The 22,240-nt window shown below is 59.1% G+C and carries 22 protein-coding genes; 3 read left to right on the forward strand and 19 right to left on the reverse strand.

Annotated elements, in window-relative coordinates:
• Positions 1–77: 77 nt before the first annotated feature.
• Positions 78–965: a 30S ribosomal protein S2 gene (gene rpsB, locus RDL66_RS06025; protein ID WP_308535871.1), complete on the reverse strand. Its 888-nt coding sequence runs from the start codon at positions 963–965 to the stop codon at positions 78–80.
• Positions 966–1,332: 367 nt separating this feature from the next.
• Between rpsB and RDL66_RS06030 the strand changes: the two genes are divergently transcribed.
• Positions 1,333–1,893, forward strand: coding sequence for a M23 family metallopeptidase (locus RDL66_RS06030; RefSeq protein ID WP_308535873.1), 561 nt, complete (start codon positions 1,333–1,335; stop codon positions 1,891–1,893).
• Between the two features lie 32 nt (positions 1,894–1,925).
• Here RDL66_RS06030 and RDL66_RS06035 read toward each other — a convergent pair whose 3' ends face one another.
• From RDL66_RS06035 to rpsP, 13 genes are all read right to left on the reverse strand, one after another.
• Entirely contained in the window at positions 1,926–2,663 is a 738-nt protein-coding gene (locus RDL66_RS06035; protein WP_299295134.1) for a DUF6318 family protein, read from the reverse strand.
• Positions 2,664–2,858: 195 nt separating this feature from the next.
• Complete coding sequence (locus RDL66_RS06040) at positions 2,859–3,830, reverse strand: tyrosine recombinase XerC (protein ID WP_308535874.1); 972 nt, start codon at positions 3,828–3,830, stop codon at positions 2,859–2,861.
• A gap of 9 nt (positions 3,831–3,839) precedes the next feature.
• Positions 3,840–5,198: a DNA-processing protein DprA gene (dprA, locus tag RDL66_RS06045; RefSeq protein ID WP_308535876.1), complete on the reverse strand. Its 1,359-nt coding sequence runs from the start codon at positions 5,196–5,198 to the stop codon at positions 3,840–3,842.
• A 10-nt stretch (positions 5,199–5,208) separates the two neighbouring features.
• Complete coding sequence (locus tag RDL66_RS06050; protein WP_308535878.1) at positions 5,209–6,777, reverse strand: YifB family Mg chelatase-like AAA ATPase; 1,569 nt, start codon at positions 6,775–6,777, stop codon at positions 5,209–5,211.
• Positions 6,774–7,262 carry a YraN family protein gene (locus RDL66_RS06055; protein ID WP_308535879.1) on the reverse strand — a complete coding sequence of 163 codons (489 nt, stop codon included), beginning with the start codon at positions 7,260–7,262 and terminating at the stop codon, positions 6,774–6,776. Before RDL66_RS06055 ends, RDL66_RS06050 begins: the two co-directional genes overlap by 4 nt.
• 161 nt (positions 7,263–7,423) lie before the next feature.
• Positions 7,424–7,732, reverse strand: coding sequence for a DUF2469 domain-containing protein (locus RDL66_RS06060; protein WP_282921280.1), 309 nt, complete (start codon positions 7,730–7,732; stop codon positions 7,424–7,426).
• Positions 7,733–7,758: 26 nt separating this feature from the next.
• Positions 7,759–8,466 (reverse strand): ribonuclease HII, encoded by a 708-nt coding sequence (locus tag RDL66_RS06065; protein WP_299295157.1) that lies wholly within the window; start codon positions 8,464–8,466, stop codon positions 7,759–7,761.
• Between the two features lie 10 nt (positions 8,467–8,476).
• Positions 8,477–9,814: a signal peptidase I gene (gene lepB / locus RDL66_RS06070; RefSeq protein WP_308535881.1), complete on the reverse strand. Its 1,338-nt coding sequence runs from the start codon at positions 9,812–9,814 to the stop codon at positions 8,477–8,479.
• A gap of 169 nt (positions 9,815–9,983) precedes the next feature.
• Positions 9,984–10,331, reverse strand: coding sequence for a 50S ribosomal protein L19 (rplS, locus tag RDL66_RS06075; protein WP_308535883.1), 348 nt, complete (start codon positions 10,329–10,331; stop codon positions 9,984–9,986).
• Positions 10,332–10,595: 264 nt separating this feature from the next.
• A complete protein-coding gene (trmD, locus tag RDL66_RS06080) occupies positions 10,596–12,137 on the reverse strand; it encodes a tRNA (guanosine(37)-N1)-methyltransferase TrmD (RefSeq protein WP_374042907.1) in 1,542 nt (513 codons plus the stop codon).
• Between the two features lie 56 nt (positions 12,138–12,193).
• Positions 12,194–12,775 (reverse strand): ribosome maturation factor RimM, encoded by a 582-nt coding sequence (locus RDL66_RS06085; RefSeq protein WP_308535885.1) that lies wholly within the window; start codon positions 12,773–12,775, stop codon positions 12,194–12,196.
• 79 nt (positions 12,776–12,854) lie between these two features.
• Positions 12,855–13,094, reverse strand: a complete 240-nt coding sequence (locus RDL66_RS06090; RefSeq protein WP_308535947.1) for an RNA-binding protein — start codon at positions 13,092–13,094, stop codon at positions 12,855–12,857.
• A 5-nt stretch (positions 13,095–13,099) separates the two neighbouring features.
• Positions 13,100–13,591, reverse strand: a complete 492-nt coding sequence (rpsP, locus tag RDL66_RS06095) for a 30S ribosomal protein S16 (protein WP_308535887.1) — start codon at positions 13,589–13,591, stop codon at positions 13,100–13,102.
• A 307-nt stretch (positions 13,592–13,898) separates the two neighbouring features.
• Here rpsP and RDL66_RS06100 point away from each other — a divergent pair, with 307 nt between their 5' ends.
• Positions 13,899–15,023 carry an ATP-dependent 6-phosphofructokinase gene (locus RDL66_RS06100; protein ID WP_308535888.1) on the forward strand — a complete coding sequence of 375 codons (1,125 nt, stop codon included), beginning with the start codon at positions 13,899–13,901 and terminating at the stop codon, positions 15,021–15,023.
• A 357-nt stretch (positions 15,024–15,380) separates the two neighbouring features.
• Here the strand turns inward: RDL66_RS06100 and RDL66_RS06105 are convergent, their stop codons facing one another.
• A complete protein-coding gene (locus RDL66_RS06105) occupies positions 15,381–16,034 on the reverse strand; it encodes an NUDIX hydrolase (protein WP_308535890.1) in 654 nt (217 codons plus the stop codon).
• Positions 16,035–16,076: 42 nt separating this feature from the next.
• Positions 16,077–16,508 (reverse strand): NifB/NifX family molybdenum-iron cluster-binding protein, encoded by a 432-nt coding sequence (locus RDL66_RS06110; RefSeq protein WP_308535891.1) that lies wholly within the window; start codon positions 16,506–16,508, stop codon positions 16,077–16,079.
• Between the two features lie 193 nt (positions 16,509–16,701).
• Here RDL66_RS06110 and RDL66_RS06115 point away from each other — a divergent pair, with 193 nt between their 5' ends.
• Positions 16,702–17,427 carry a peptidase E gene (locus tag RDL66_RS06115; protein ID WP_299295174.1) on the forward strand — a complete coding sequence of 242 codons (726 nt, stop codon included), beginning with the start codon at positions 16,702–16,704 and terminating at the stop codon, positions 17,425–17,427.
• Between the two features lie 9 nt (positions 17,428–17,436).
• Here RDL66_RS06115 and RDL66_RS06120 read toward each other — a convergent pair whose 3' ends face one another.
• The 3 genes from RDL66_RS06120 to RDL66_RS06130 are packed head-to-tail and all read right to left on the reverse strand — an operon-like array spanning position 17,437 to position 22,220.
• Positions 17,437–19,242 (reverse strand): ABC transporter ATP-binding protein, encoded by a 1,806-nt coding sequence (locus tag RDL66_RS06120; protein ID WP_308535892.1) that lies wholly within the window; start codon positions 19,240–19,242, stop codon positions 17,437–17,439.
• The gene (locus RDL66_RS06125) at positions 19,239–21,239 is read right to left on the reverse strand and encodes an ABC transporter ATP-binding protein (RefSeq protein ID WP_308535893.1); all 2,001 of its coding nucleotides are present in this window, start codon (positions 21,237–21,239) and stop codon (positions 19,239–19,241) included. The genes RDL66_RS06120 and RDL66_RS06125 overlap by 4 nt, the downstream gene beginning before the upstream one ends.
• A complete protein-coding gene (locus tag RDL66_RS06130; RefSeq protein ID WP_308535895.1) occupies positions 21,240–22,220 on the reverse strand; it encodes a helix-turn-helix domain-containing protein in 981 nt (326 codons plus the stop codon). It abuts the gene before it with no gap.
• Positions 22,221–22,240 lie beyond the last annotated feature (20 nt).

Genomic DNA, 22,240 nt, shown 5'->3' on the forward strand with positions numbered 1-22,240 from the left:
ATGAACCGGGAATGTTATTCCCGAATATTCTTTGGGGAGAGCGTTGAATTGTTCTTTTCCCGCCCTCGTGCAGCCGATTACTCGGCCTTTTCGTCGGTTTCGTCGCTCGCGGCGGCGGGTTCAGCAGGCGTTTCCTCGGCGGGCTTTTCCTCCGCAGAAGCGTCTTCGGCGGGCTGTTCCGCGGCGGGAGCTTTCGCGTCGTCACCGGCCAGCAGTTCGCGTTCCCACTCAGCCATCGGTTCGGCGCTTTCCGGGTTCTCTCCCAGCTGCTTCTTGGAGCGAGCCACCAGACCCTCCGCGCAAGCGTCCGCAATCACCTTGGTCAGCAAATCGACCGCGCGAATCGCGTCGTCGTTGCCGGGAATGCCGTAATCCACCTCGTCAGGGTCACAGTTCGTGTCCAGAATGGCCACGACCGGAATCCCTAGCTTCTGGGCTTCCGCAATCGCCAGGTGTTCTTTCTTGGTGTCAACCACCCAGATGGCCGAAGGGATCTTTGCCATGTCACGGATACCGCCCAAGGTCTTGGCCAGCTTGTCCTTTTCACGGCGCATCATCAACAGTTCCTTCTTCGTCAACCCCGAAGCGGAAGTGTCCTCAAAGTCGTACTGTTCCAGTTCCTTCAAACGCTGCAAACGCTTGTGAACCGTAGAGAAGTTGGTCAGCATTCCGCCCAGCCAACGTTCGTTCACGAACGGCATCCCCACGCGGGTAGCCTGTTCCTGAATGGACTCCTGAGCCTGTTTCTTGGTGCCAACGAACAGCATCGTGCCGCCGTGTGCCACGGTTTCCTTAACGAATTCGTATGCAATATCGATGTCAGCGATGGTTTGCTGCAAATCGAGAATGTAAATGCCAGAACGGTCGGTCAAAATAAACCGCTTCATCTTGGGGTTCCAGCGACGGGTCTGATGCCCGAAATGTACGCCGCTTTCCAAAAGCTGGCGCATGGTAACGACTGCCATGTGGCGTCCTTCTTTCAGTTATGGGACACAGCTGCCCCGGCGCGCGGGCGCTCCGGGGACGTCTACGTCCAATTTCGGTTAATGCCTGGTGTCCACTCGCTTTCCCCACCCCGTAGGGACCTGGAGGATTGCGCTCATCACAGCTATGCTGGCGGAAAAACCGGCAGCGCCGCGATTGCGAACACGCGAAGTCAGCTGCATGGGCAGCTGCGAGGGTTAACTTTACCAAAACTTCCTATGAAAAAGCCAATTCGGCGCGACTTGGCGCGGTTTTGGGGTTTATCCACAAGCGGGGCGAAATCGGGGTTTTCCACAGGTAAACATTTTTTCTCTGGTGTGGACGCTATCTTCGCGACACACTGCAGTCATGAGAAAAGTTTTCATCACCATCTGCTGTTGCCTGACCTTGAGTCTGACCGGTGGGTCCGCTTCGCCTGCCGCCGGCATCACCGCCGACTTACCCGCAGTTGCCAGTTCAGCGGCTCCAACAGCCTTTTCACCAGGGAAAACGTCGGGTCTGCGGGACTTTCTTTACTGGCCTACGGGTCACCCTACGGCTGTTCCGCGCAAATTCGACCCGCCCGCCCAAAAATGGCTGGCGGGACACCGCGGTATCGACCTGCGGGTCAGCCCCGGTCAAACCGTTTTTGCCGCAACTGACGCGACGGTACTCTATGCCGGTGACCTGGCAGGTCGGCCCGTGGTTTCTCTAGAGGACGCCGCCGGCCGGCGCTACACCTACGAGCCGGTGGAACCGTCAGTCGCGGTCGGAGATGACGTGACTCGCGGCGAAGCCATCGGGACGGCGTTAGGTGGACACTGTTCGGGGGGAGACAGCCTGCATTTCGGGGTCAAGGACGGTCCGGACGGTTACGTAGATCCCCTACGTTTGCTGGGGGGTAGGATTCGTCTGTTCCCGGTACACTAAGCGAGTCGCAGACACCGGGTGGATCCGAACGTTTACTTCTCAGTCGGGTCAGCGGAATACTGGGCAGGGGCTTTATAGATGCCGGTAATCAAGTTGTTACCGTCAACGTACTCCACACGGTACTGGGATACGGTGTTCGAGGGGGCGTCGTAGTTAATGACCTCGCCCTTCTCGGAGAGGGCAATAATCGGAGGCTCCTCGTTGCGAGCCACGACCCAAAAAACCGACCGGTTCTGCTTGGACTTTCCGACGGAAACATTGAGGATTTCCGTGCGCGGCACTCCGGTTTCCACGTGGGAATACTGCTTGGTGAAATCCCTGGACCACTGGGCCATATCCTGGCACTTCGTGCAGGCGTCGGTGTAAACCTGATCAGCGAAATGGGTGTCTTTCGACGCAAAACTGTAGTACATCGCGTAGGTAAAGTACTTCACCACGGTGGCTGCGCCGTCCACGGAAAACTCATGGAAAAACTTCGGCTCATCGAACGGCGCCACTTTCATCAGCTGATCCTTGGGAATGGTCTGCAGGTCTGAGGGAGAAGGTTTACCTTTAGTTGACGCGGTATAGCGCGGAGCAGGCGCTCCGGAAATCGGGTCTTGAGTCGTGTCCGGAGCGGCAGGATCGACCAAGGGGATATCCGCGGTCATCATTTCACGGGCGGTCCTCTCGGAGCCAGAAGCACCAACCGTAGTACCGCATCCAGTCAAAACGGCAGCGGAGAAAAGCATCACCAGCGATGCTTGTAAAATCCGCAGTTTCCCGACCATGACGCTCCTCCTGGGCACCATACCATACCCTATAGTACAGAAATCATTGTATGTGTTTTTGAAGGGAATTCATAGATAGAATCCAGCTATTTCCCAGCTTTGTAAGTACATTCCCAGGAAACTATCCCCCCAGTTCAAGAGCTCGATTTTTCGGCTTTTTAGAAAGTTATTGGGGAATTTTTTAAATTTGGGACTTTAGGCCCGGGGGTGCGCCTGCAGATACACCGCGCGGAGCTTGTCCATCGACAGGTGCGTATAGCGCTGGGTCGTGGCTAGGCTGGCGTGACCCAGGATTTCCTGGACACTGCGTAAATCCGCGCCGCCGTCCAAGAGGTGGGTGGCGGCGGTGTGACGCAGCCCGTGCGGCCCCAAGTCCGGTACTCCCGCCTGCGCGGTCAGGCGATGCAGCATACCGCGGACAATCCGCGTATCCAACGCCCCGCCTTTTGCCCCCAAAAACACTCGGTTCAGCGCTGGTTTTTCCGGATTCACCAGGGCGGTTCGGCCCTTTTCCAGGTACTCTTGCACCGCTAGTTCCGCGGGAATGCCGTAGGGCACGACCCGCTGTTTGTCGCCTTTTCCCGTCACCCGGATAGTGCGCTGGCTTTTGTTGATGTTGGCTAGTTCCAGCCCGGTCAGTTCGCTGACCCGAATGCCGGTGGCATAAAGCAGCTCCAACGCGGCCCAGTCGCGCAGTTTCACCGGATCGGGGGCAGCGGAATCTTCCCGATAAGCGGCGGCTCGAGCCGTTTCCAAGAGGTGTGCCGCGTCCGCGGCGGACAGAACCGTGGGCAGGGCATTATCCGGCCGCGTTGCCCGCAGGTTTTGCCCAGCATCGCCTGGGACTATGCCGCGGACCTGCGCCCACGACGCAAAAGTGCGGAAGGAGGCGACTCGGCGAGCCAGCGTGGCGCGGCTCATCCCCGCGCGGCTCATCGACCCCAGCCACGCCCGAATCCGGGCAGGATTAGCCAAATCAGCACGCAGCCGCGGCACTCCGGAGCCATCATCGGAATCCGAATCAGCCAGGAAAGCCATCAATTCTCGCAAATCCGTGAGATAGGCCCGCACTGTTTGCGGGGAAAGCCCCCGGTTTACGCTCAGCCATTGCCCAAAATCGGCGGTGATTTCCGAGGCTAAGTCTGCGGCTGGGTTATTTTCACTCACCCCTTGATTCTATCTGGCCAGAGCTGCCACCCCCAGACGATACCGCCCGTTGCGGGTTTCAACCTTGCCGTCCAACTCCATCAGACCCAGCTCACTTTGCACCGTGCGCGTCCCCAAACCGGCGGCACGAGCCACCTGCTCCAAGGATTTCCACGCCGTTTTAGACAGGGAATCAATGACTTTCACACCGTCACTGCTCAATCCGGCAAAGAGCGAGGGTGCCGGGATTTGTCCGGCGGAGTTGCGTTGGGGCTCAGCTGCTGCCGCCCCGCCACCGTGCACGTTTTGTTCCACCGCGTTCAGCGGAAACATGAGTTCCATGATTTCCTCCGCGTTCGTCACCAGGGCAGCGCCCTCACGAATCAGCCGGTGGCATCCTATCGAGGCAGCGGAAGTGACCGGTCCGGGCACCGCGGCGACCTGACGTCCCTGCTCAGCGCCATGATTGGCGGTAGACATGGCCCCGGAACGCTCGCCGGCTTCAACCACCACCACGACTTGGGACAGAGCCGAAATGATGCGGTTGCGGGTCAAAAACAGGTGTTTAGCGGGCCGCTGGGAGGGCGGGGCTTCGCTGACAATGGCCCCGGTTTGTTGAATCTGAGAAAACAGCCGCGCATTCATGGCCGGGTACAGCTCGCCCAGCCCGCCGGCTTGGACGCTGATGGTTTTCCCTCGCGAGGCCAGCGCCCCTTGGTGAGCGGCCGCGTCAATCCCATAGGCTCCGCCGCTGATGACCCAAATGCCACGCTCCCCCAGTTCATAAGCGATTTCCTGCGCTATGTCCGTTCCGTAGTGGGTCGCGCAGCGAGCCCCCACCAGCGCCACCGCCCCCTCTGGTGCCAGTGCCTGCAGAGCTCGCGGATTGCCCCGCACCCACAGAGCCAACGGCGCCACCATTCCCAGGTCGTTCGCCATCACGGGCCAAGCCGCGTCGCCAGGCACCACCAACGTCCCACCATCTCGGCTCAGCAGCTGATATTCCATCTCTAAGTTGAGTTCCCGCAGTCGCATAGCCCACCCCTCAATTTGCGCCACCGACGCCGGCAGCCTCGCGGGTTGAAACACGGTGCGAATCATCATGTCATCGATTTCCGGCATTTTCGCCGCCAAAAATTTCACCCGCTCCAAGGCTTCCATCACCCCGAAATGTCCGATGACCTGGCCCACGACGGGCTCCCCCGGCTGGGCAATAGCGGTCCAGATTGCCCGAGCCTGGCGTTCTTCCGAGCTCGGACCGGATGTGGCCGAATCCACCGATGACGGCGTGCCGTCTTTGGGCAGGTTCGACGGTTCCTCCGGCACGTCATCTGGCGTGTCCTTTTCAGTGTCTGTTGGCAGTTCCTCTGTAAGGCTCAACGTTTCCATGGGTTTCCTTTCATACGTGCAGACTGAATCCTTCGTTTTGACGCCGCAGCGTCATCGCGGTTCCCAGCTCCGCCAGCCCCGGAACAGTTTTTCCGCTCAAATCGGCAACGGTCCAGGCCAAGCGCAAGACGCGTTGAGCTCCCCGCATGGACAGGCGACCCTGTTCCACCACGGTGTCAACCCGTCCTATCAGCTCAGGAGTGAAACCGCCTTCGGGCTGACGTAAGAACGGTCCGGGAATTTCCCGATTCAAATCCCATCCCCGGTCTTTCCACCGCTCCCGCTGCACGTCACGAGCGCGTTGCACTCGCGCCGCGACCACCGCGGTGGTGTCAGCTGGTTTCGCTCCCGCTAGCGAGCCGCGGCCGGGAGATTCCACCTGAATTTGGATGTCCATCCGGTCCAACAGCGGCCCGCTCAACCGTTCCAGGTATCGTTTGCGGGAGTAGGGCGTGCAGGTACAGGTGGCCCGCCGACTGCCGGCATTGCCGCAAGGGCAGGGATTGGCTGCCATAATCAGCTGGAACCGTGCCGGATATTGGGCTGCTCCCGCCGCTCGATGCAGGGTGATTTCCCCGTTTTCCAACGGTTCCCGAAGGGAATCCAAAACCCGCGCCCCGAACTCGGGAGCCTCGTCCAGGAACAATACTCCGCGGTGAGCCAAGGAGGCGGCGCCCGGACGCGGCACTCCTGAGCCACCTCCCACCATCGCCGCCAGCGTTGCTGAATGATGCGGTGCTTGGAAGGGAGGTTGGCGGATTAGTCCGTCCTGTGGCGCTAACGTTCCGGCTAGGGAATGCAGGGCTGTGACCTCTACGGATTGTTCCACGTCCAGGGGTGGGAGGATTCCGGGCAGCCGCGAGGCCAGCATGGTTTTTCCCGAGCCGGGAGTGCCTATCATCAGCAGGTGGTGGCCTCCCGCGGCCGCCACTTCCATTGCTTGACAGGCGGCGGCTTGCCCGCGAATATCGGAAAAATCCCCACCCGTGCCAAGGGCGGGTGACGGGGTATTCTCCCCGTCCTCTGCCCCCGCCGGGTCTTCCGGCGGGGGCAGAGGCATCATCAAGTCTCCCCCCAATAACTCGATGACTTGCCCCAGGTGATGCACCCCCTCCACATCCACGCCAGGCACTAGGGAAGCCTCCGCAAGGTTCGCTTGTGGAACCAAAATCTTAGTTTTTCCGGTTTTCATGGCTCCGATGACACTGGGCAAAATGCCCCTGATTCCAATGACCCTACCGTCCAGCCCCAGCTCTCCCAGCATGATGCACTGCCCGGCTCGACTGCGAGAAATGACCCCCATCGCGGCCAAAACACTGACGGCCATCGCCAGGTCGTAGCCGGAGCCGGTTTTCGGTAGTGACGCCGGGGACAGATTCAACACAATCCGCGTTCCCGGCCATTCATACAGGCAACTGGTCACCGCAGCGCGAACTCGGTCTTTGGCTTCCCGCACCGCCGTATCCGGCAGCCCGACCAAGCTGTAGGCGGTCATTCCGTCGGAAATATGGGCTTCGACCCGCACCGGGCGCGCCTCCATCCCCACCAAACAAATCGACCAAGCAAATCCCGAGCTCATTTCAACCCCTGCAGATGTTTCACCACGGGTTCGCCGTGCCCGTCCCAATCCACGCTGCATAAGTCCAGGCTGATCGCCCGGTGTGCGGGGACAATGTCTCGCTGCGCCAGCCAAGACCCCATGACCCGGCGCATCCGGGCCAGCTTCTTCATGGTGATGGCCTCAATAGGCATCCCGTGCCGGTGATTGGAACGAGTCTTAACCTCCACGAACCCGAGGACTCCCTCGGGGCTGAGGGCGACTATGTCGACTTCCCCGGCTCGACATCGCCAATTCCGGTCCACAATCACGTATCCCGCAGCTTTCAGAGACTCAGCCGCGACTTCCTCTCCAGCCATGCCCAGCTGTCGATTGTGCAGGTTTCGCGGCTTAGAGGCATCAGGCCCCGCGGCCCGAAGCGCGGTGCTACCGGCTTTACAACGGCGACAGGCATCCGTTCCGGCACTGGCTTTATGACTGGTTTCAACGGTATTCGCGTAGCTCATGGACTCAGCTTCGCCCGCTCGACCCCACCGACCAAGCCCGAAAATCTTTACCTGTGGAAAACCGACTTATCCACAACCCCAAAAACAGCGAAAATCCGCCAATCTACCCAAGTTAATGAATTGTGGCTAGCGAAACTGGGGCTAAACCAGCCGCCCACGTCCTAGGGAATCTCAATTTCTGGCTTCGCCAGTTCCTCCACATTGACGTCTTTAAAGGTCAGGACCCGCACGTTTTGCACGAAACGCGAGGAGCGGTAGACATCCCAAACCCAGGCATCCTCCAAAGTAATCTCGAAGAACACGTCCCCACCGGCATTATTGTGCGTGGTGACATCAACCTTGTTCGCCAGATAAAAGCGCCGGTCGGTTTCCACGACATAGCTAAACAGGGAAATCACATCGCGATATTCTCGGTATAAATCCAGCTCCAGCCCATTTTCATAGGACTCAATATCGTCGTTGTTGACCATCACGCAACCTTTCGTACCCCTATACCCTACCGGAGCTTCCAAGTTTTGCGGTGCCAAACACTCGCACCCAATTCAGCCAGCGCCGCTCGATGGGCGGCAGTTCCGTAGCCCACATTTTTCGCCCAACCGTATCCGGGGTCGCACAAGCTCCGCATGAACGCATCCCGGTACACTTTCGCCAGTACGGACGCACCGGCAATTACGGCGGATTTCCCATCCCCCTTCACCAGAGTTTCCACGCTGACTTCCGGGGAACTCACCAGGTTTCCCGCACCGGCAAACAGGTCGGGCTGCGCCGGTGGGGCGAGATAGTCGAAGTTCCCGTCCAGCCCCAGCGTTTGCGGCAGATGCCCGCGGGCGTCCAACTCGTTTAGAGCGCGCCAACCCGCCAAACGCAACGCGGGCATAATCCCCAGTTCGTCGATTTCGGTATTCGAAGCCTGACCAATGGCAAAGTCCCTGACCCAGGCTCTGATGGGTTCTTGCAACGCCAAGCGGCGGCGTTCCGTAAGCTGCTTGGAATCGTTCAATCCGGCAGGAAATCCCTGGGGAAAATCCGGGTTTTCCAGGCTGAGCTGGTCTATCACCGTCACACCCACGCAAACCGGACCCGCCAAGGCGCCGCGCCCGACCTCGTCCATCCCCCCAATCAGGGGGAGGCGTCCCGCTGGCCCGCTATCACCGCGCTTCGCCAAAGCAGACAAAGCCGCGGTCTCCCAAGATAAATCAACCACTCAGCGCACCTCAACCCCCGTGGGGAGGCGTCTCGTTTGATTCGGAGTTGAATTCGTCAGCCGGGGCGGAAGGCTTGGGAATATTGTAAAAAGCGCAGCTGGGCGTGATGAACTTCATCCGTTCAATGGGCCAAATCACGACGAAAGCCCGCCCCACTACGTTCGATTCAGAGACAAAACCGTGGGAAGGCTTGTCCTGGTGCCAACGGGAATCGGCGGAATGCGGCCGATTGTCCCCCATCACCCACAGCGATTTCTTGGGCACGACCACAGAAAACTCGATGTCAGACGAGACCCCGGTCTGGGGAATGTAGTCCTCATCGATGGACTTGCCGTTGATGGTCATCAGTCCGTCCTCATCGCAGCAAGTCACGTCATCGCCAGGCAATCCAATCACACGTTTGATCAGATAACCTTGAGAGTCTTCAGGCAGCAAGCCCACGAAAATACCGAAACTCTTAATCTTGGTGGCAATCTGGAACGGAGTCTTGTCAGGAGGGCGTTTGCGCATCTGCTCGGCGGCGGTTTCGCTCCACCCTTCCACATCTTCAAAAACGATGATGTCGCCGCGGTTGATGTCTCCGTGCCGGGCGGAAAACTTGTTGACCAGCACAGAGTCGTTAATCATCAGGGTTTTTTCCATGGACTGCGACGGGATGTAAAAGGGCTGCAGCAGGAACAGTCGAATCAGCGAACTGATGGCCAGCGCCGTAATCACCACCGCGATGAACTCGAAGTACCACGGCAAATCCAACGCCATATGCGAGCGGTCTGAACCCTCTGGTCCGGGTCTCGCCCCTGGAGGCAGGGCGTTCATACCCGCCGGTCCGGGAATCCTATTGCCACGCCTCCGTTTCGTTCCGTTTTCCGCATCGTCGAGTTGGAAGTCGGTTTCGTCGTCCTCTTTGAGGAATTTTTGTTCTCCGGGAGTCTCGGGCAATTCCTCGTTTTCTGGCATCATACCGGGAAAAGGCATCGCACCATATGGCGGGAAAGGCATCCCGGGAAACGGCCCCATCCCCGCCGGAGGAAGTCCCCCTGGCCCCGGCATTAACGGCATCCCGTTGGGATTCATTCCGGGAAACTCTGCCCCGTCCGGTGGCGGTAACTGCAGAGGGTATCCTCCCAGGTAAGCCTCGGGCGGGAAAGGCATTCCTGCACCTCCCGGCCCATACGCCCCCTCTTCACCAGGAAGCGGCCCACCGGGAAACCCTTCGTAAACGGCAGGAAAAGGGCCGGGCATGGTTCCTGCCCCGGCAAACTGCGGATTCATGCCGAAGCCGTCCGGGGAGGCACCCGAGAACTGCACGTCTCGGGTGTCATTCTCAGGCTGCTGGGGCATCGTCATAACAAAAAGAATAGCCTAAAAGCCTAAAAGAAGCCCGAACATTTTCGGTCCGAGCTTCCTTTTAGGATGAATTTTTGCGGCAGACCCCGCCTTGACTTTCTGACTGTCTAGAGCCGGTTTTTTCGCTTTTCTCCGGGTGGGGGTCAGCGACTGCCGCGATGGCTGCGAGTTAGCGCTTTTCGACAACCTTAGCTGCCTTGCCGTGGCGATCACGCAGGTAGTACAGCTTGGCACGGCGCACATCGCCGCGGCTCACTACCTCAATCTTGTCGACGGTCGGGGCATGCAGCGGGAAAGTACGTTCCACACCGGTGCCGAAAGACAGCTTCCGCACGGTGAAGGTTTCCCCTACCCCGCCGCCGTGACGAGCGATAACTACGCCCTGGAAAATCTGAATACGGGAACGGTTCCCCTCGATAACCTTTACGTGCACCTTTACGGTGTCGCCCGGACGAAAATCCGGAACATCCTCACGCATTACGGCTTTGCCGATTTCCTCAACCAGAGGCTTCTGCATTGTTTCTCCTTGACGCTCCTGCCACAGGTCAAAAACGTCTCACTGCGGGCACCCTACGCCAGAGCGTCGTGCCGATTGTTTATCGCTCCGTATTCGGGTCCCCCTGTGGCAGGTTGCCCGCGAAGCCGTACCATTTTGCCACAAACCTAGGCCGGAACGCCACTTTTGCTGTTACGCGCTCAATTCATCCACCCAGTCATACCGAACCGGCGATGATTCATGAGCCGCGCGGAGCGGCATCGCGCCCGCAAAATTACGCACCCATCAGGCACTATCTCGGTCGAAAACCCGGCGCATCACCACGTCCTGGTTTTCCATGCCCCCCACGGTAAATGTTCGTTTTCCGACGCGCCTAAATCCGTGGTGTTTATAGAATTTTTGGGCCCGTTTGTTATAGATGGAGGTCCCCAAGCACACCCCTGGGACATCGCTGCCCCTCTCCAAGTCTGTCAATGCCGCTTCCAGCAGCGCCCCGGACAGCCCTGTGGAATGCAGGGCTTCGCGCACATAGCACTTCGACAGGTAAGCATCCCCGGCGACAATCCCCGCCTGCGCAGCTTCCACCTCGCTCAGCTGTATCTTCGCATAGGTATATCCCACCAGTTCACCGCCCATTTCTGCCACCCAGTAGCGATGTTCTTGCGGATTATCGAGACGCGCTTTCACCGCCTCTATATCGAACTCAACGGCTACGAACTGGGCGATAGCCTCAGTGCTGATGTAGGCCGGACAAGCTAAGGGGAATGTCTCCGACCCCAAAGCGGACAGCGCTAGGGCCTCTCCCCGGTCGGGCTGGCGAATCAGCAGGGGAACCGCAACCAAATCCGCAGCTCCCGCCCGCGCCTCACCTGCTGGTCGTGTCTCGCCTGCCGACCCCGCCTGGTGCGTCGCCCCTGCCTGACCCACCTCGTGCGCCCCGCGTGCCCCTCCTGCCTCGCCCAGCCGAGACAGACCGATAGCCTCCAAATCCTGGGGCGCCACGTAAAGCCACCCCAGCGAGGCCAGCTTTTCTCGCCCGCGCTTGCTCAGCAGCCCAGCATCCAATCCCGCCAGCAAATCCGGGCGACGCAGGCAGGTTTTTTCAATGGCTCGTTCCCGGCGCCAGGCTTCAATTTCGGCATGGTTTCCGCCTTTCAGCACCTCGGGAACGGCCAGGTCACGCCATACTTCGGGACGGGTATAGCAGGGGTATTCCAACAGCCCCGTCCCCTCATAAGACTCCTCCACCAAAGACTCCGGGTTACCCACCATGCCGTCGAGCAGCCGTCCTACGGCTTCAATCAGCGCCACGGCCGCAATTTCCCCGCCGTTGAGCACATAATCCCCCAAGGAATATTCAAACACTTCCAAGTCAGGATATCGTTGCTGGTCAGCATAGTGCTGGGCGACTCGCGAATCGATGCCCTCATACCGCCCGCAGGCGATAATGACATTGTCCGCGTTCGTGGCTATCTGCCGGACTTTTGCCTGGGTCAGCGGCACTCCGGAGGGCGTAGGAATCGCCAGGATAGTTTTCGGGTTCACCAGGCCGGTCGGGCGGCTTTCCGGGGCGCTGTCCGCAGGCTGGCCTGGCAGGTCGCCCCGTACAGCATCGATGGCTTTGCCCCAAATATCGGCCCGCATCACCATGCCGGCCCCCCCGCCGTAGGGAGTGTCATCGACGGAATGGTGTGGATCATCGGTGAAATCGCGCAGATTCGTGACGTCCCAGCTCAGCACCCCGTTTTGCGCCGCTTTGCCCAGCAGCGACAAACCGAGCACCTCAAAGAACTCGGGAAAAATCGTCAGAATCTGAAAACGCATCATCCTCACCTTTATTCAGAAAGTCTATCGACAACCTGACCGGAAAACGTCGGACCGTCCTAGTGCGGCGGAAACAATCCTCCGGGCGGATCCATCGTGACCACCTGATTATCTAAATCGACATCAGGAACGATTTCATAAACAAAAGGCACCAGGATTTTCTCCCCGCCCGCAGTCGTGACTTCCAACAGGTCTTGGGCTGGCGCCAACAACAGGTCGCTGACGGTGCCTAGCATTTTCCCCGCCAGGTCCACCGCTCGCAGCCCCACCAGTTCGTGGCGGTAAAATCCATCGTCGCTCCCACTTTGTTCGTGGCAGTCGGCGGTTTGCGTATCGGCGGTGCCGGGTTCGGGTGAGTCTCCGGCCTCGGTGCACAAGGCCGGGTCGTCAGTTTCTATATACAGTTTCGTTCCGCTGAGGGTTTCGGCGCCGTTACGATCGGGGATTTCCCGGAAAGACACCACGAAGTGTTTACCGCTCATCCGCGCTCGGTTTACTGTCAGCGTAGCCGGGGTTTTCCGGCTGGTTAACAAGACTGTACCGGGGGCAAATCGAGAACTCGGGTCGTCCGTGTGCAGGGCGACCCGGACTTCACCGCGAACCCCGCTGGCGCGCCCGATGACCCCAACCGTGAGTTTCACCGCTGACCCTTTCCCGAAACGATACGTGCGTTAAAAAGTTTGACCCCCGCTATCGGCGGGGATCAAACCAAATGACTACTTAGTGCCGATCTTGGTCGATGACATCGACGCGGACACTGCCCTGCGTGGACAGTGCCGAAGCCACCGTACGCAGCGCTTTTGCGGTGCGACCGTTACGGCCAATAACTCGACCCAAATCCGAGGGGGCAACGTGCACTTCCAGGAGCTTGCCGCGGCGCAAAGACTTTTCGCTCACGCGCACGGCTTCTGGCTCGTCGACGATGCCGCTGACCAAATGTTCCAGAGAATCTGCAAGCATCGACATTATTGCGCCGCTTCCTCAGTCTTTTCTTCTGCCGGGGCTTCCTCTGCCTTTTCCTCGGCCTTCGCGGCCTCAGCTTCCTCAGCCTTCGCGGCCTCTTCGGCTTCCTTCTTGGCCTTGGCTTCGGCTTCGGCCTTCTTTGCCTTCGCCTTTTCCGCGGCGTCGTCCGCAGCCTTCACCGCGGCCTCCACATCGGCTCCGGTGTCCTTCACCTGAATACGGTTCTCAACGACCTTGGCGCCCTTGAACGTCGCCCAATCGCCGGACAACACCAGGAAACGGTGTACCGCGTCGGACGGTTGCGCCCCTACGCTCAACCAGTACTGGATGCGCTCCGAGTTCAGTTCAATCAAAGACGGCTGCTGGTTGGGGTCGTACTTGCCGACCTCCTCGATGACACGACCGTCGCGCTTCTTGCGGCTGTCGACCACGACCACCCGGTAAATGGGGTGGTGAATCTTGCCAATTCGCTTCAAACGAATACGTACTGCCACTGTTGTGACTCTCCTTGTAATTCATGTCGCGAGCGCACAAAACCCCAGGTAGGGAAACACTAAAGCCTTGTTTTGCTCAAAATCCGGGGCCGTGGCCACGAGAGGGCGGCGACCAAAGCCCAGTACAACGTTCCATTATGCCCGATTTCTCACGATTTTTAAAATTCAACAGCCCTACCGGTTTAGTTTCCGCTTTCGCACCGGTGGCGCGGACGGTTCCGCGGGCAGAGCAGGGTTTTTGCGGGGCTGGAAACGTGAGAAAATACCAAACGAACGCAGCCTGCAAAGGCATAGAAAGGATTAAGTGATGGGTAATAAGCGTGTGGGGATTTTGACCGCTGGCGGGGACGCACCCGGCTTAAACGCGGCAATCCGGGGTTTTGGACGCACCGCCATCGGCGAATATGGAATGAAACTCATCGGGTTTCAAAACGGGTTTCGGGGTTTAGCCCTGGACAAGCACATCGAGTTGAATTCTGACTCGCTTTCCGGCATTTTGACCGTGGGAGGCACCATTTTGGGCACTTCTCGGGACAAGGTGCATCGTCTGAATTTGGACGGTAGGGAACGCGATATGATCGCGGAAATCGCCAAGGTTTATGATCGTAACAAATTGGACGCCCTGGTGACTTTGGGCGGTGGGGGGACCGCCAAGAATGCCCTGCGCCTGCAAAAGGCGGGGCTGAACGTGGTACACCTGCCCAAGACTATTGACAACGATATCTGGGGCACCGATGATTCTTTCGGCTTTGCTACCGCTTTGGAAATCGCCACTGAGGCGATTGACCGATTGCACTCCACCGCGCACAGCCACCACCGCATTATCTTGGTGGAAATTATGGGTCACAAGGCCGGTTGGCTGACTTTGGGGTCGGGTATCGCCGGGGGTGCCGACGTGATTTTGATTCCAGAAATCCCCTACACGATTGAGAGCATCACCAAGACTATTGAGCACCGCAAGAAAGCCGGTAAACATTTCTCGGTGGTGGCGGTAGCAGAGGGTGCAATGGACACCGAATATGCCGCACGTCTACGGGTAGCGGATCAGCTCATTAAAGACGCCGATTCCCCCGAGACTAAGGAAATGGCTCGCAATTCCAAAGTGTACTTGGTTGATTCTCACCGCGAGCACACGTTCACTTTGGCTCGCCAACTCGAGGCCGCTACCGGTTTAGAGACGCGCGTGACCATTCTGGGCTACGTCCAACGCGGCGGCACCCCGGTGGCGGCCGACCGCGTACTGGCGACCCGGCTGGGAGCCGTGGGTGCTGCGGCGGTCGCTGACGGAGCTTCCGGAGTCATGGTGGCGACGCGAGCCTGCGAAACCGAACTGGCGCCTCTGGAAGACATCGCTGGCAAAGTGAAATATGTGCCTACCGACCACGAGTGGGTGAAAGCCGCGCGGGGCGTGGAAGTCGGCCTGGGGGACTAATCCCTGTGCGCCGTCTTTGGCGGGAAAACACCCAATGCCTGCAGGAACCGCTCGCACACTCTTGAGGAACTGCCGGAACTTCCACAGTTTTTCACGCGCGATAAATCTTGCACAGATTTAACACGCCCCTGCCTATTTCGTTACAAATGCCGCTTAGGATGAGGCTACAACTTAACTTCATTGTCAAGCCGACTCTGCCTAGCAGTTGAGGGGGCCAAAATCCGGGGCGCGGTGGCGTCCCGGATTTTTTTCTAACCGCGGTTTTGTGCTGGTCTGCGCCGGCACCCGGTTTGGGCTGCGTTTCAATCGCGAATCCGGCCCGGCGCCGGGGTGACTTGGTGGAGTCTGGGCTGCGGTTCAGTCGAAAATGACTTGCCAGTTGGGGTCACGATGGGCTTTCAGGCACATCGCGACTTGTTCGGGAGTGGTTTTACCCAGAGACATTTCCGGCAACTCGTCCAGCCCAAACCAGCCAATCTCGGTGGTTTCGAGGTTCGGTTCAAAGGCACCGCCCAGCAAGGTGCATTCCACAAAAAACGCGTAAACATGAAATATACCTCTGCTGGGATTATGTTTGCGCTTGTCGATTAACGCCAGCAGCCTGTCGGTTTTCACCCGCATTCCGGATTCTTCGTAAGCCTCCTTGATGGTGTTTTCCCGGACACTCAACCCCTCGTCAATCCAGCCTCCCGGCATGGACCAGCGCCCATCCGAGCCTTCATGCACCAGCAGAATCTTGTCTCCGTCTACTCCCGGACGCCCCGAGCCGTCGCCAAAAATAGCGGCTCGCGAATCAACTTTCGGTGTGCGGTACCCATAGTCCTCCAGCAGCACGTCGCGTACCTGTTCGGGATTGTTGCCCGTGAGGCGTGCCAAGAGTTCCGCCGCCAGTTCACGAGTCTGGGTCGCCCGATCCCGGTCATAGTCGTCATGACCATAGAACTCGCCGGCCTGACCAATAGCCTGCAGCTCTAATATGAGGTCCACCACGTCTTTATTTACCGTTTCCACTTGCCTTTTTCCTCGTCGTCTTAATTTTCAAACCAATCAACACTAGGACGGAATCACGGGAAGGACCCATTTGTTCGAGCCGGGGCCGGCTTCGTCCGGGGCGTTGGCGGCAAGGTCATCAACGCAGCGCACGCGTTTGGCAGCGTCTCTGGCAGCGCTACGCGCCTCACCAGCCGCAGAGAGGGGCAAAACGCCGAGTTTCATCATGGTGTTCACCATCGGGGGTCCCATGTGTCCGCTGACCACGGCCGCAATGTCATGGTCGCGCATAAAACCCACAATCACAGCGTGCAGGCTGCCGTGCGGACCTTGCTCGTGCAAAATGTCCCAACCGACCTGGAATTCTTGCCATTCCGTGATTTCACCGGCGGCGTTGACGGTTGCCACCGCCATAGTCCGGGCTCGTCCCAGGCCACCTCCGACCTCACTGCCGGCCACATTAACCGCTATATTCAAAGTTTTCGCATCACTCATTTTTTTATCCTAATTTTCGGTATAAGTTATTTTCAGCAATCCTGGTAACGTCAACGGGAGCTCTGCCTTTCAGCACCACTTTTACCACCGCTTTCCGGTTTAATCCTATGCCAGACCGAACCGTAATGCCGACCAAACACCGAGTGCCAACCCCCGGATGATTCACAGCGCTGTCCCGGCTAGGATGGTCATCATGAGTAAAACCCCAACCATTTTGGCTACCTCCGGCGGATACAAAAACGGCGAACGCATCTTTACAGAGTTCAACCACCTGGTGAAATATTCCCTCGAACTGTCCGGCACCACCCGTTCCAAACCGAAACTGGGCTACCTGGACACCGCGGCCGGAGACCAGCATTACCGGCTAGCTCAACGCTACGAAGCGGCTCGGCTGGCGGGGGTGGAACTGAACCCGCTGCAACTGTTTGTCATGCCCAACGTGGACGACATCGAAGGCTACCTCATGGAACAGGACGCGGTCTGGGTTGACGGGGGTTCGGTGGCAAACCTGCTGGCAGTGTGGCGGGTCCACGGTCTTGACGAAATTTTCCGCCGGGTCTGGGAGGCCGGCGTAGTCCTAGCTGGTGTTTCTGCCGGTTCTATCTGTTGGCACCGGGGCGGCACCACGGATTCTTTCGGGCCTGAACTTCGCGCCGTCACCAACGGTCTGGGGCTGATTCCCTATGACAACGGCGTGCACTACGACGTCGAAAAACGCCGCCGCCCCACGGTGCATCGCCTGGTCGCCGCGGGAACTTTAGGCAAAACCTATTGCACGGATAACAATGTGGGTTTGGTCTACCGCGGCACCGAACTGGCCGAAGCCGTCAGCGAAGTGCGGGGAAAGTCAGCTTGGGTCGTGACCAAGGATAACGGCGAAGTGGTCGAGGAACGCCTCGAAACCCGTTTCCTGGGATAGTTTCGGCCTCTAATCTTGCTGCCAAGACGCCCACAGTGAGGCATATTCACCACCGGCCGCCACGAGTTCATCGTGCGTCCCCAATTCCACGATTCTCCCGTCCAACATGACTGCCACCCGGTCAGCATCGTGGGCGGTATAGAGCCGGTGGGCGATAGCGATGACGCAGCGTCCTGCCAACACTCGCGACAGCGATTGTTCCAGCGACCGAGCCGCGGAGGGATCCATCAGAGAAGTTGCCTCATCCAGCACCAAAGTGTGCGGGTTCAACAGCACGATTCGCGCCAGGGCAAGCTGCTGGACCTGCGCCGGGTTCAGCTTCATTCCAGCGCCGCCGATTTCCGCATACAGCCCGGTTTTTTCCGTATCTGCCTGCGATTTCCCCTCCGGGACAGATTGTGCGGTAGGGGTCAGGGTATCGCTTCGCCCCAAGCCGCGAACCCAGTCCACTCCCACCGCGTCGAGCACCGCCCACAGTTCCTCATCACTCGCGTCGGGCCGCGCCAGACGCAGGTTGGAGGCAATAGTTCCGGTAAACACGTGCTGTTCTTGCGTAACCAAAGCGACCTGCTGGTGCAGTTCACTTTCGGGCAAGTCCACCAGCCGCACTCCTCCGACCGTCACGGACCCGCTGGTGGGCGGGTGAATACCCGCCAGCATCCGCCCAAAAGTGGACTTACCGGCGCCCGTTGGTCCGACAATCGCCAATGTTTCGCCCGCTCGGAGTTCCAGAGACACCTCGTGCAGCACATTTTGCCCCGCGCGGTAGGCATAGCTAACGTCCCGAGCCACTATCGCGGGGGTACCGGCGGGCGCGTGGGCACTGGCTTCCCGGTCCGGCTCGACTTGTGCGACCCCAAAAATTCGCGCCAGCGAAGTGTAGGCTTCCATGGAAACGTCTACCCAGAACGTTGCTTCCCACACCGGCCCACGCACTTGATAGGCATAGAGCGCAATCGTGGAAACAGCCCCGACAGTCAAGGCTCCGCTGGGCACCAGCCAGGCACCCAGCAACACGATAACTATTAGGGGAGACAGGGTGGCGCACACAATTCCCATGAACAACCAGGAACGCATCCAGGCACTGTAGCGCTCCTGACGCCAGATTTCGCGAATAATGACATCGAGCTGGGCAATCCGTTTTCCTGACAGCCCCAGAGCGTCAACCGTGTCCGCCTGATCCAGAGTTTCCGCTACCGAACCGGACAAATCCGCCCAAGATCGAGCTGAGGAGCGATAGGCGGGAACGGTCCGCGGCAAATACCACGCCATCAAGGGCCACACCCCCAATGGCCCGATGAGTAGCACGAATGCCAACAGCGGGGAGGTCAGAAATGCCGCCACGAACGTCACCACCAACGTTGTGGTAATCATCAGAATTGCGGCAATTCCCTGGCGAATCATAAATTGCAGGCGTTCAATGTCTCGCGTGGTGCGTCCCACCAGATCCCCGGTGCCGGCACTTTCCACAGTCGACAGAGGCAGGTGGATGACAGAGTCGACCAAGCCGTCGCGCAGGTGGGCAAAAATCCGCTCGCCCATCACCCGGGCGCGATATTCCGCCAGGAACGAAAATATCGCCGCCACCGCGACCACTACCAGGGCAATCACTATCTGTTGACCGACCCAGTCCCGGCTGGCCGCCCCGGCTTGAATGCGGTCAATCACGCGTCCCAGCAGCCACGGGAGGGTCACTCCCGCTAGGGATGACACCAGCTGCAGCCCCACCACGGCACCAATCGCGCCGCGATAGTCGTGAATCAGGTCTTTGACCCCTCGCACCACCAGTTTTCCGCTGGCCAGAGGCAGTTTCATGACGACTCACCCCCGCTTTGCACCGAGCGGTTGATAATAGCCAGGTACGCCGCGGCTGACGGGTCCCCCGACCGGGCTTTTTCCCGAAGCTCCCGGTGTGAACCGCGGACGATTTCCCGACCCGCGTCGTCGAGCACAATGACTTCATCACAATGCTCCAACACCAGCACTGACGCCGAGACGATGACGGTGGTTTTCCCGTGTCGCGCTTGTGCCAAACGCTGGGCGACCCGCGATTCCGTATGCGAATCGACCGCTGAAGTCGGCTCAATAGTAACCAGCACCGCGGGATCGGCTGCTACCGCGCGAGCCAGGGCGACACGCTGGCGCTGACCGCCCGAGAGAGTGCGCCCTTTTTCCGCTACTGCCCCGTCCAGGCCGCCATTCACGGATTCCACCACGTCATCAGCATCCGCCACGTGCAGCGCTGCCAACCATTGCGAATCGCGCTCATCAACTTCAGGAACAATGAGCGAGTCCTCTTGCCGGGTCGCGTTCTCGATGACGTCGCGCCACACCAGTTCGCGCACCCCCCGTTCGCGAGGTGCCGGCGTATTGGCCCCGCGCACCTGGTCTCGCAAGGTTCCGGCAAACAGCTGCGGGTCGGTATCTGACAGTATGATGGCGCGGCGCACTAGGTCGAGGGGCAGGGTTCTCGCGTCGGTTCCATCAATCAGAAGGGTCGGTTGCGCGCTGTCCTCTTGACGTGCCAGGCGCCGGGCCACCGCGGCGCTGGCGTCAGGATTGGCGCAGACCAGTCCGGTAATCAAGCCCGGTTTCACCGTTACCTCACTGACCGTGTCGGTGAGCTGGGCCAGACCAAAATCCTTTTCCCGCCACCGCGCTTGCGGCAAGGTATTTGGGTGCAGCGCGTCCCCGGAAACTTCCGCCATATCCTCGCTCACCAGGGAGGTCACGCCTTGAATCCGCGCGAGTTTGCGAACTCCGACCCAAGCTCTGGTGAATTCTTCCAACGACCGGGTGGCGACCACAATGGGATTGCGCAAAAATTGTGAAAACCCAAAGAACGCGACCAAACTGCCTACTGACAGTTCATTGTGAAAATACAGAATCGCCCCGATACCCACCACTAGGGCAGTAAACAGCATGGGTATGACCGAACGCAGCATGCCCAGCAGCGCCGCGGGTAGGGCGACTCGAATCCCGGCATCGCGCACGCGAGCCGACTGCCCCTGATAGTGACGTCCGAACACGTCCTCGCCGCCGATGCCGCGCAGGACCCGCAACCCCGCCACCGCGTCAGCCGAGATTTCCGTCAGTTTGCCCTGTTCATCGCGGTTCTCGGTTTGCCGCCGCTGCAGTGGTTTACCCAACAGCCCTATCAGCAGCGTTACGATGGGCAACCCGATGAGTACCGTCCAGGCCAAAGGTGGCGAGGTGCGAAACATGATGACCAGAATCATGACGGTAGAGAGAATAGCGCCCACCATTTCGGGAATCCACAGCGCCGCCCGGCCAATCCGATCCACATCTGTCAGCATCGAAGTGACCACGTCACCGGATTCCAGTTCCCGGTTCACCGCGCGCCCATCGAAAGCTAACTTTCGACCGGCTACTCGCGCGGGGGTCGCCACCGCGGTCATCTGGACCGCAATCTCAGTGAGCTGTCCCGCCATTTGGGTCAGCGCCACGCCCAGGATAACCAGGGTCAGAACCGCCAACCGGATCCAGATTTCCCCGGTCAAACCGTGTTCTAACCCCGCATCCAGCACCATCCCCAGCGCCCACGGAACGCTGACCGACACCGCATAGTTCAGCCCCGTCACCAGGGAACCAAGCGCAAGCACGCCACCCATAGAAACAACGAGTTTTCGGGCATAGCGGTGGGGGTCAACAGGGTAAACGTCAGGTTCGCCCTGGGGGCTGCGCAGCGGCCAGCGCCAAGTGCGCGGGGTTCTCAGCAGAGGCGGCAGCGCAACGTGTTCTTCAACAGCACGCCGCTGCAAAAAATCGCGCGCGCGGGCATTATCTTCCACCTACGGAGTCGCCTCAGTGCCGCTGCCAGGGAAAGTAATCAAGCCCAGAGCATCGAGGATTTTGGGGAAATCCTCACGCAAAGAGGACCAAGCCACGATTGCGTCTATCTCATCGGCCGTCTGCTGGAGTCGGCAATGCAGTCCCCATAAGGTCGCCCAAGGAATTGCCGGGTTGGCTTCCTTGACATCGGAATGGACTTTCGCCGCTGATTCAACCAACACTGCTATGGCGTGATAAGCCGCGAAACGGGACTGAACCCCCGCCGGAGTCTTTTCCAAGAATGCCTGTGGGTCTCCGGAGGCGATGCCGGCACCCACGTCCAAAACCCGGGCCATATCCTCCACCCGCCACCGGGAGGCGGAAACATCGTAAGGGAAAAAGGACTTGGGGAATCCCCACTTTTGGAAATAGGGATACTCTTCAATCTCACGCGGTGAAAAAACATCCCCGAATCGGTATAAATCCACCAGCAGGGGTTTGAACTGCGACTTTTTGTCAGGCTTGGTGACTTCCCGAGGGCACCGATCAACTTTGGCGTTGCCCCACCCCGTGTCCACGGACACGTAGACCGTGGCGCTCAACACATTTTCGAGTTCGTTTTGCAAACCAATCAAATCCAACATTCCCAGTGGATTTGTGGTACTGACCAGGAAATCTATCGGGGTAAACGCATCATCTTGCCCGGTAGAGGCAGGTCCGAACAGAAAAATCTCATCGTACCCGTGCCGCGAAAAAATGCTGCGAACCACGTGACGCTTCATACTCATCAAAGTGTGTGACGGTACGCTCAGCGCTTTCGCCAAGGCGGTTTCTTCGGCAACAGAGATGCGCCGCTTGTGGTTTTCAAAAGCACTAATGTGGGACTGGGGAACTCCAGTCATCGCTGCCAGTTCCGCCTGGGTCAACCCCAGCACACCGCGTCGTAGACGCAAAAATGCACCGGGCCGCAAATCGCGTAACGCCATAAATTTCTGTTCCATAGAGAAATTATACTCCGTAA

Source organism: uncultured Mobiluncus sp. (assembly GCF_902488535.1).
Lineage (GTDB): Bacteria > Actinomycetota > Actinomycetes > Actinomycetales > Actinomycetaceae > Mobiluncus.

Bases quoted from the DNA above. Each gene is read 5' to 3' on its own strand.
- rpsB (WP_308535871.1), bottom strand. From the start codon at position 965: ATGGCAGTCGTTACCATGCGCCAGCTTTTGGAAAGCGGCGTACATTTC.
- RDL66_RS06030 (WP_308535873.1), top strand. From the start codon at position 1,333: ATGAGAAAAGTTTTCATCACCATCTGCTGTTGCCTGACCTTGAGTCTG.
- RDL66_RS06035 (WP_299295134.1), bottom strand. From the start codon at position 2,663: ATGGTCGGGAAACTGCGGATTTTACAAGCATCGCTGGTGATGCTTTTC.
- dprA (WP_308535876.1), bottom strand. From the start codon at position 5,198: ATGGAAACGTTGAGCCTTACAGAGGAACTGCCAACAGACACTGAAAAG.
- RDL66_RS06050 (WP_308535878.1), bottom strand. From the start codon at position 6,777: ATGAGCTCGGGATTTGCTTGGTCGATTTGTTTGGTGGGGATGGAGGCG.
- RDL66_RS06055 (WP_308535879.1), bottom strand. From the start codon at position 7,262: ATGAGCTACGCGAATACCGTTGAAACCAGTCATAAAGCCAGTGCCGGA.
- RDL66_RS06060 (WP_282921280.1), bottom strand. From the start codon at position 7,732: ATGGTCAACAACGACGATATTGAGTCCTATGAAAATGGGCTGGAGCTG.
- lepB (WP_308535881.1), bottom strand. From the start codon at position 9,814: ATGACGATGCCCCAGCAGCCTGAGAATGACACCCGAGACGTGCAGTTC.
- rplS (WP_308535883.1), bottom strand. From the start codon at position 10,331: ATGCAGAAGCCTCTGGTTGAGGAAATCGGCAAAGCCGTAATGCGTGAG.
- trmD (WP_374042907.1), bottom strand. From the start codon at position 12,137: ATGATGCGTTTTCAGATTCTGACGATTTTTCCCGAGTTCTTTGAGGTG.
- RDL66_RS06090 (WP_308535947.1), bottom strand. From the start codon at position 13,094: ATGCTTGCAGATTCTCTGGAACATTTGGTCAGCGGCATCGTCGACGAG.
- RDL66_RS06100 (WP_308535888.1), top strand. From the start codon at position 13,899: ATGGGTAATAAGCGTGTGGGGATTTTGACCGCTGGCGGGGACGCACCC.
- RDL66_RS06110 (WP_308535891.1), bottom strand. From the start codon at position 16,508: ATGAGTGATGCGAAAACTTTGAATATAGCGGTTAATGTGGCCGGCAGT.
- RDL66_RS06115 (WP_299295174.1), top strand. From the start codon at position 16,702: ATGAGTAAAACCCCAACCATTTTGGCTACCTCCGGCGGATACAAAAAC.
- RDL66_RS06120 (WP_308535892.1), bottom strand. From the start codon at position 19,242: ATGAAACTGCCTCTGGCCAGCGGAAAACTGGTGGTGCGAGGGGTCAAA.
- RDL66_RS06130 (WP_308535895.1), bottom strand. From the start codon at position 22,220: ATGGAACAGAAATTTATGGCGTTACGCGATTTGCGGCCCGGTGCATTT.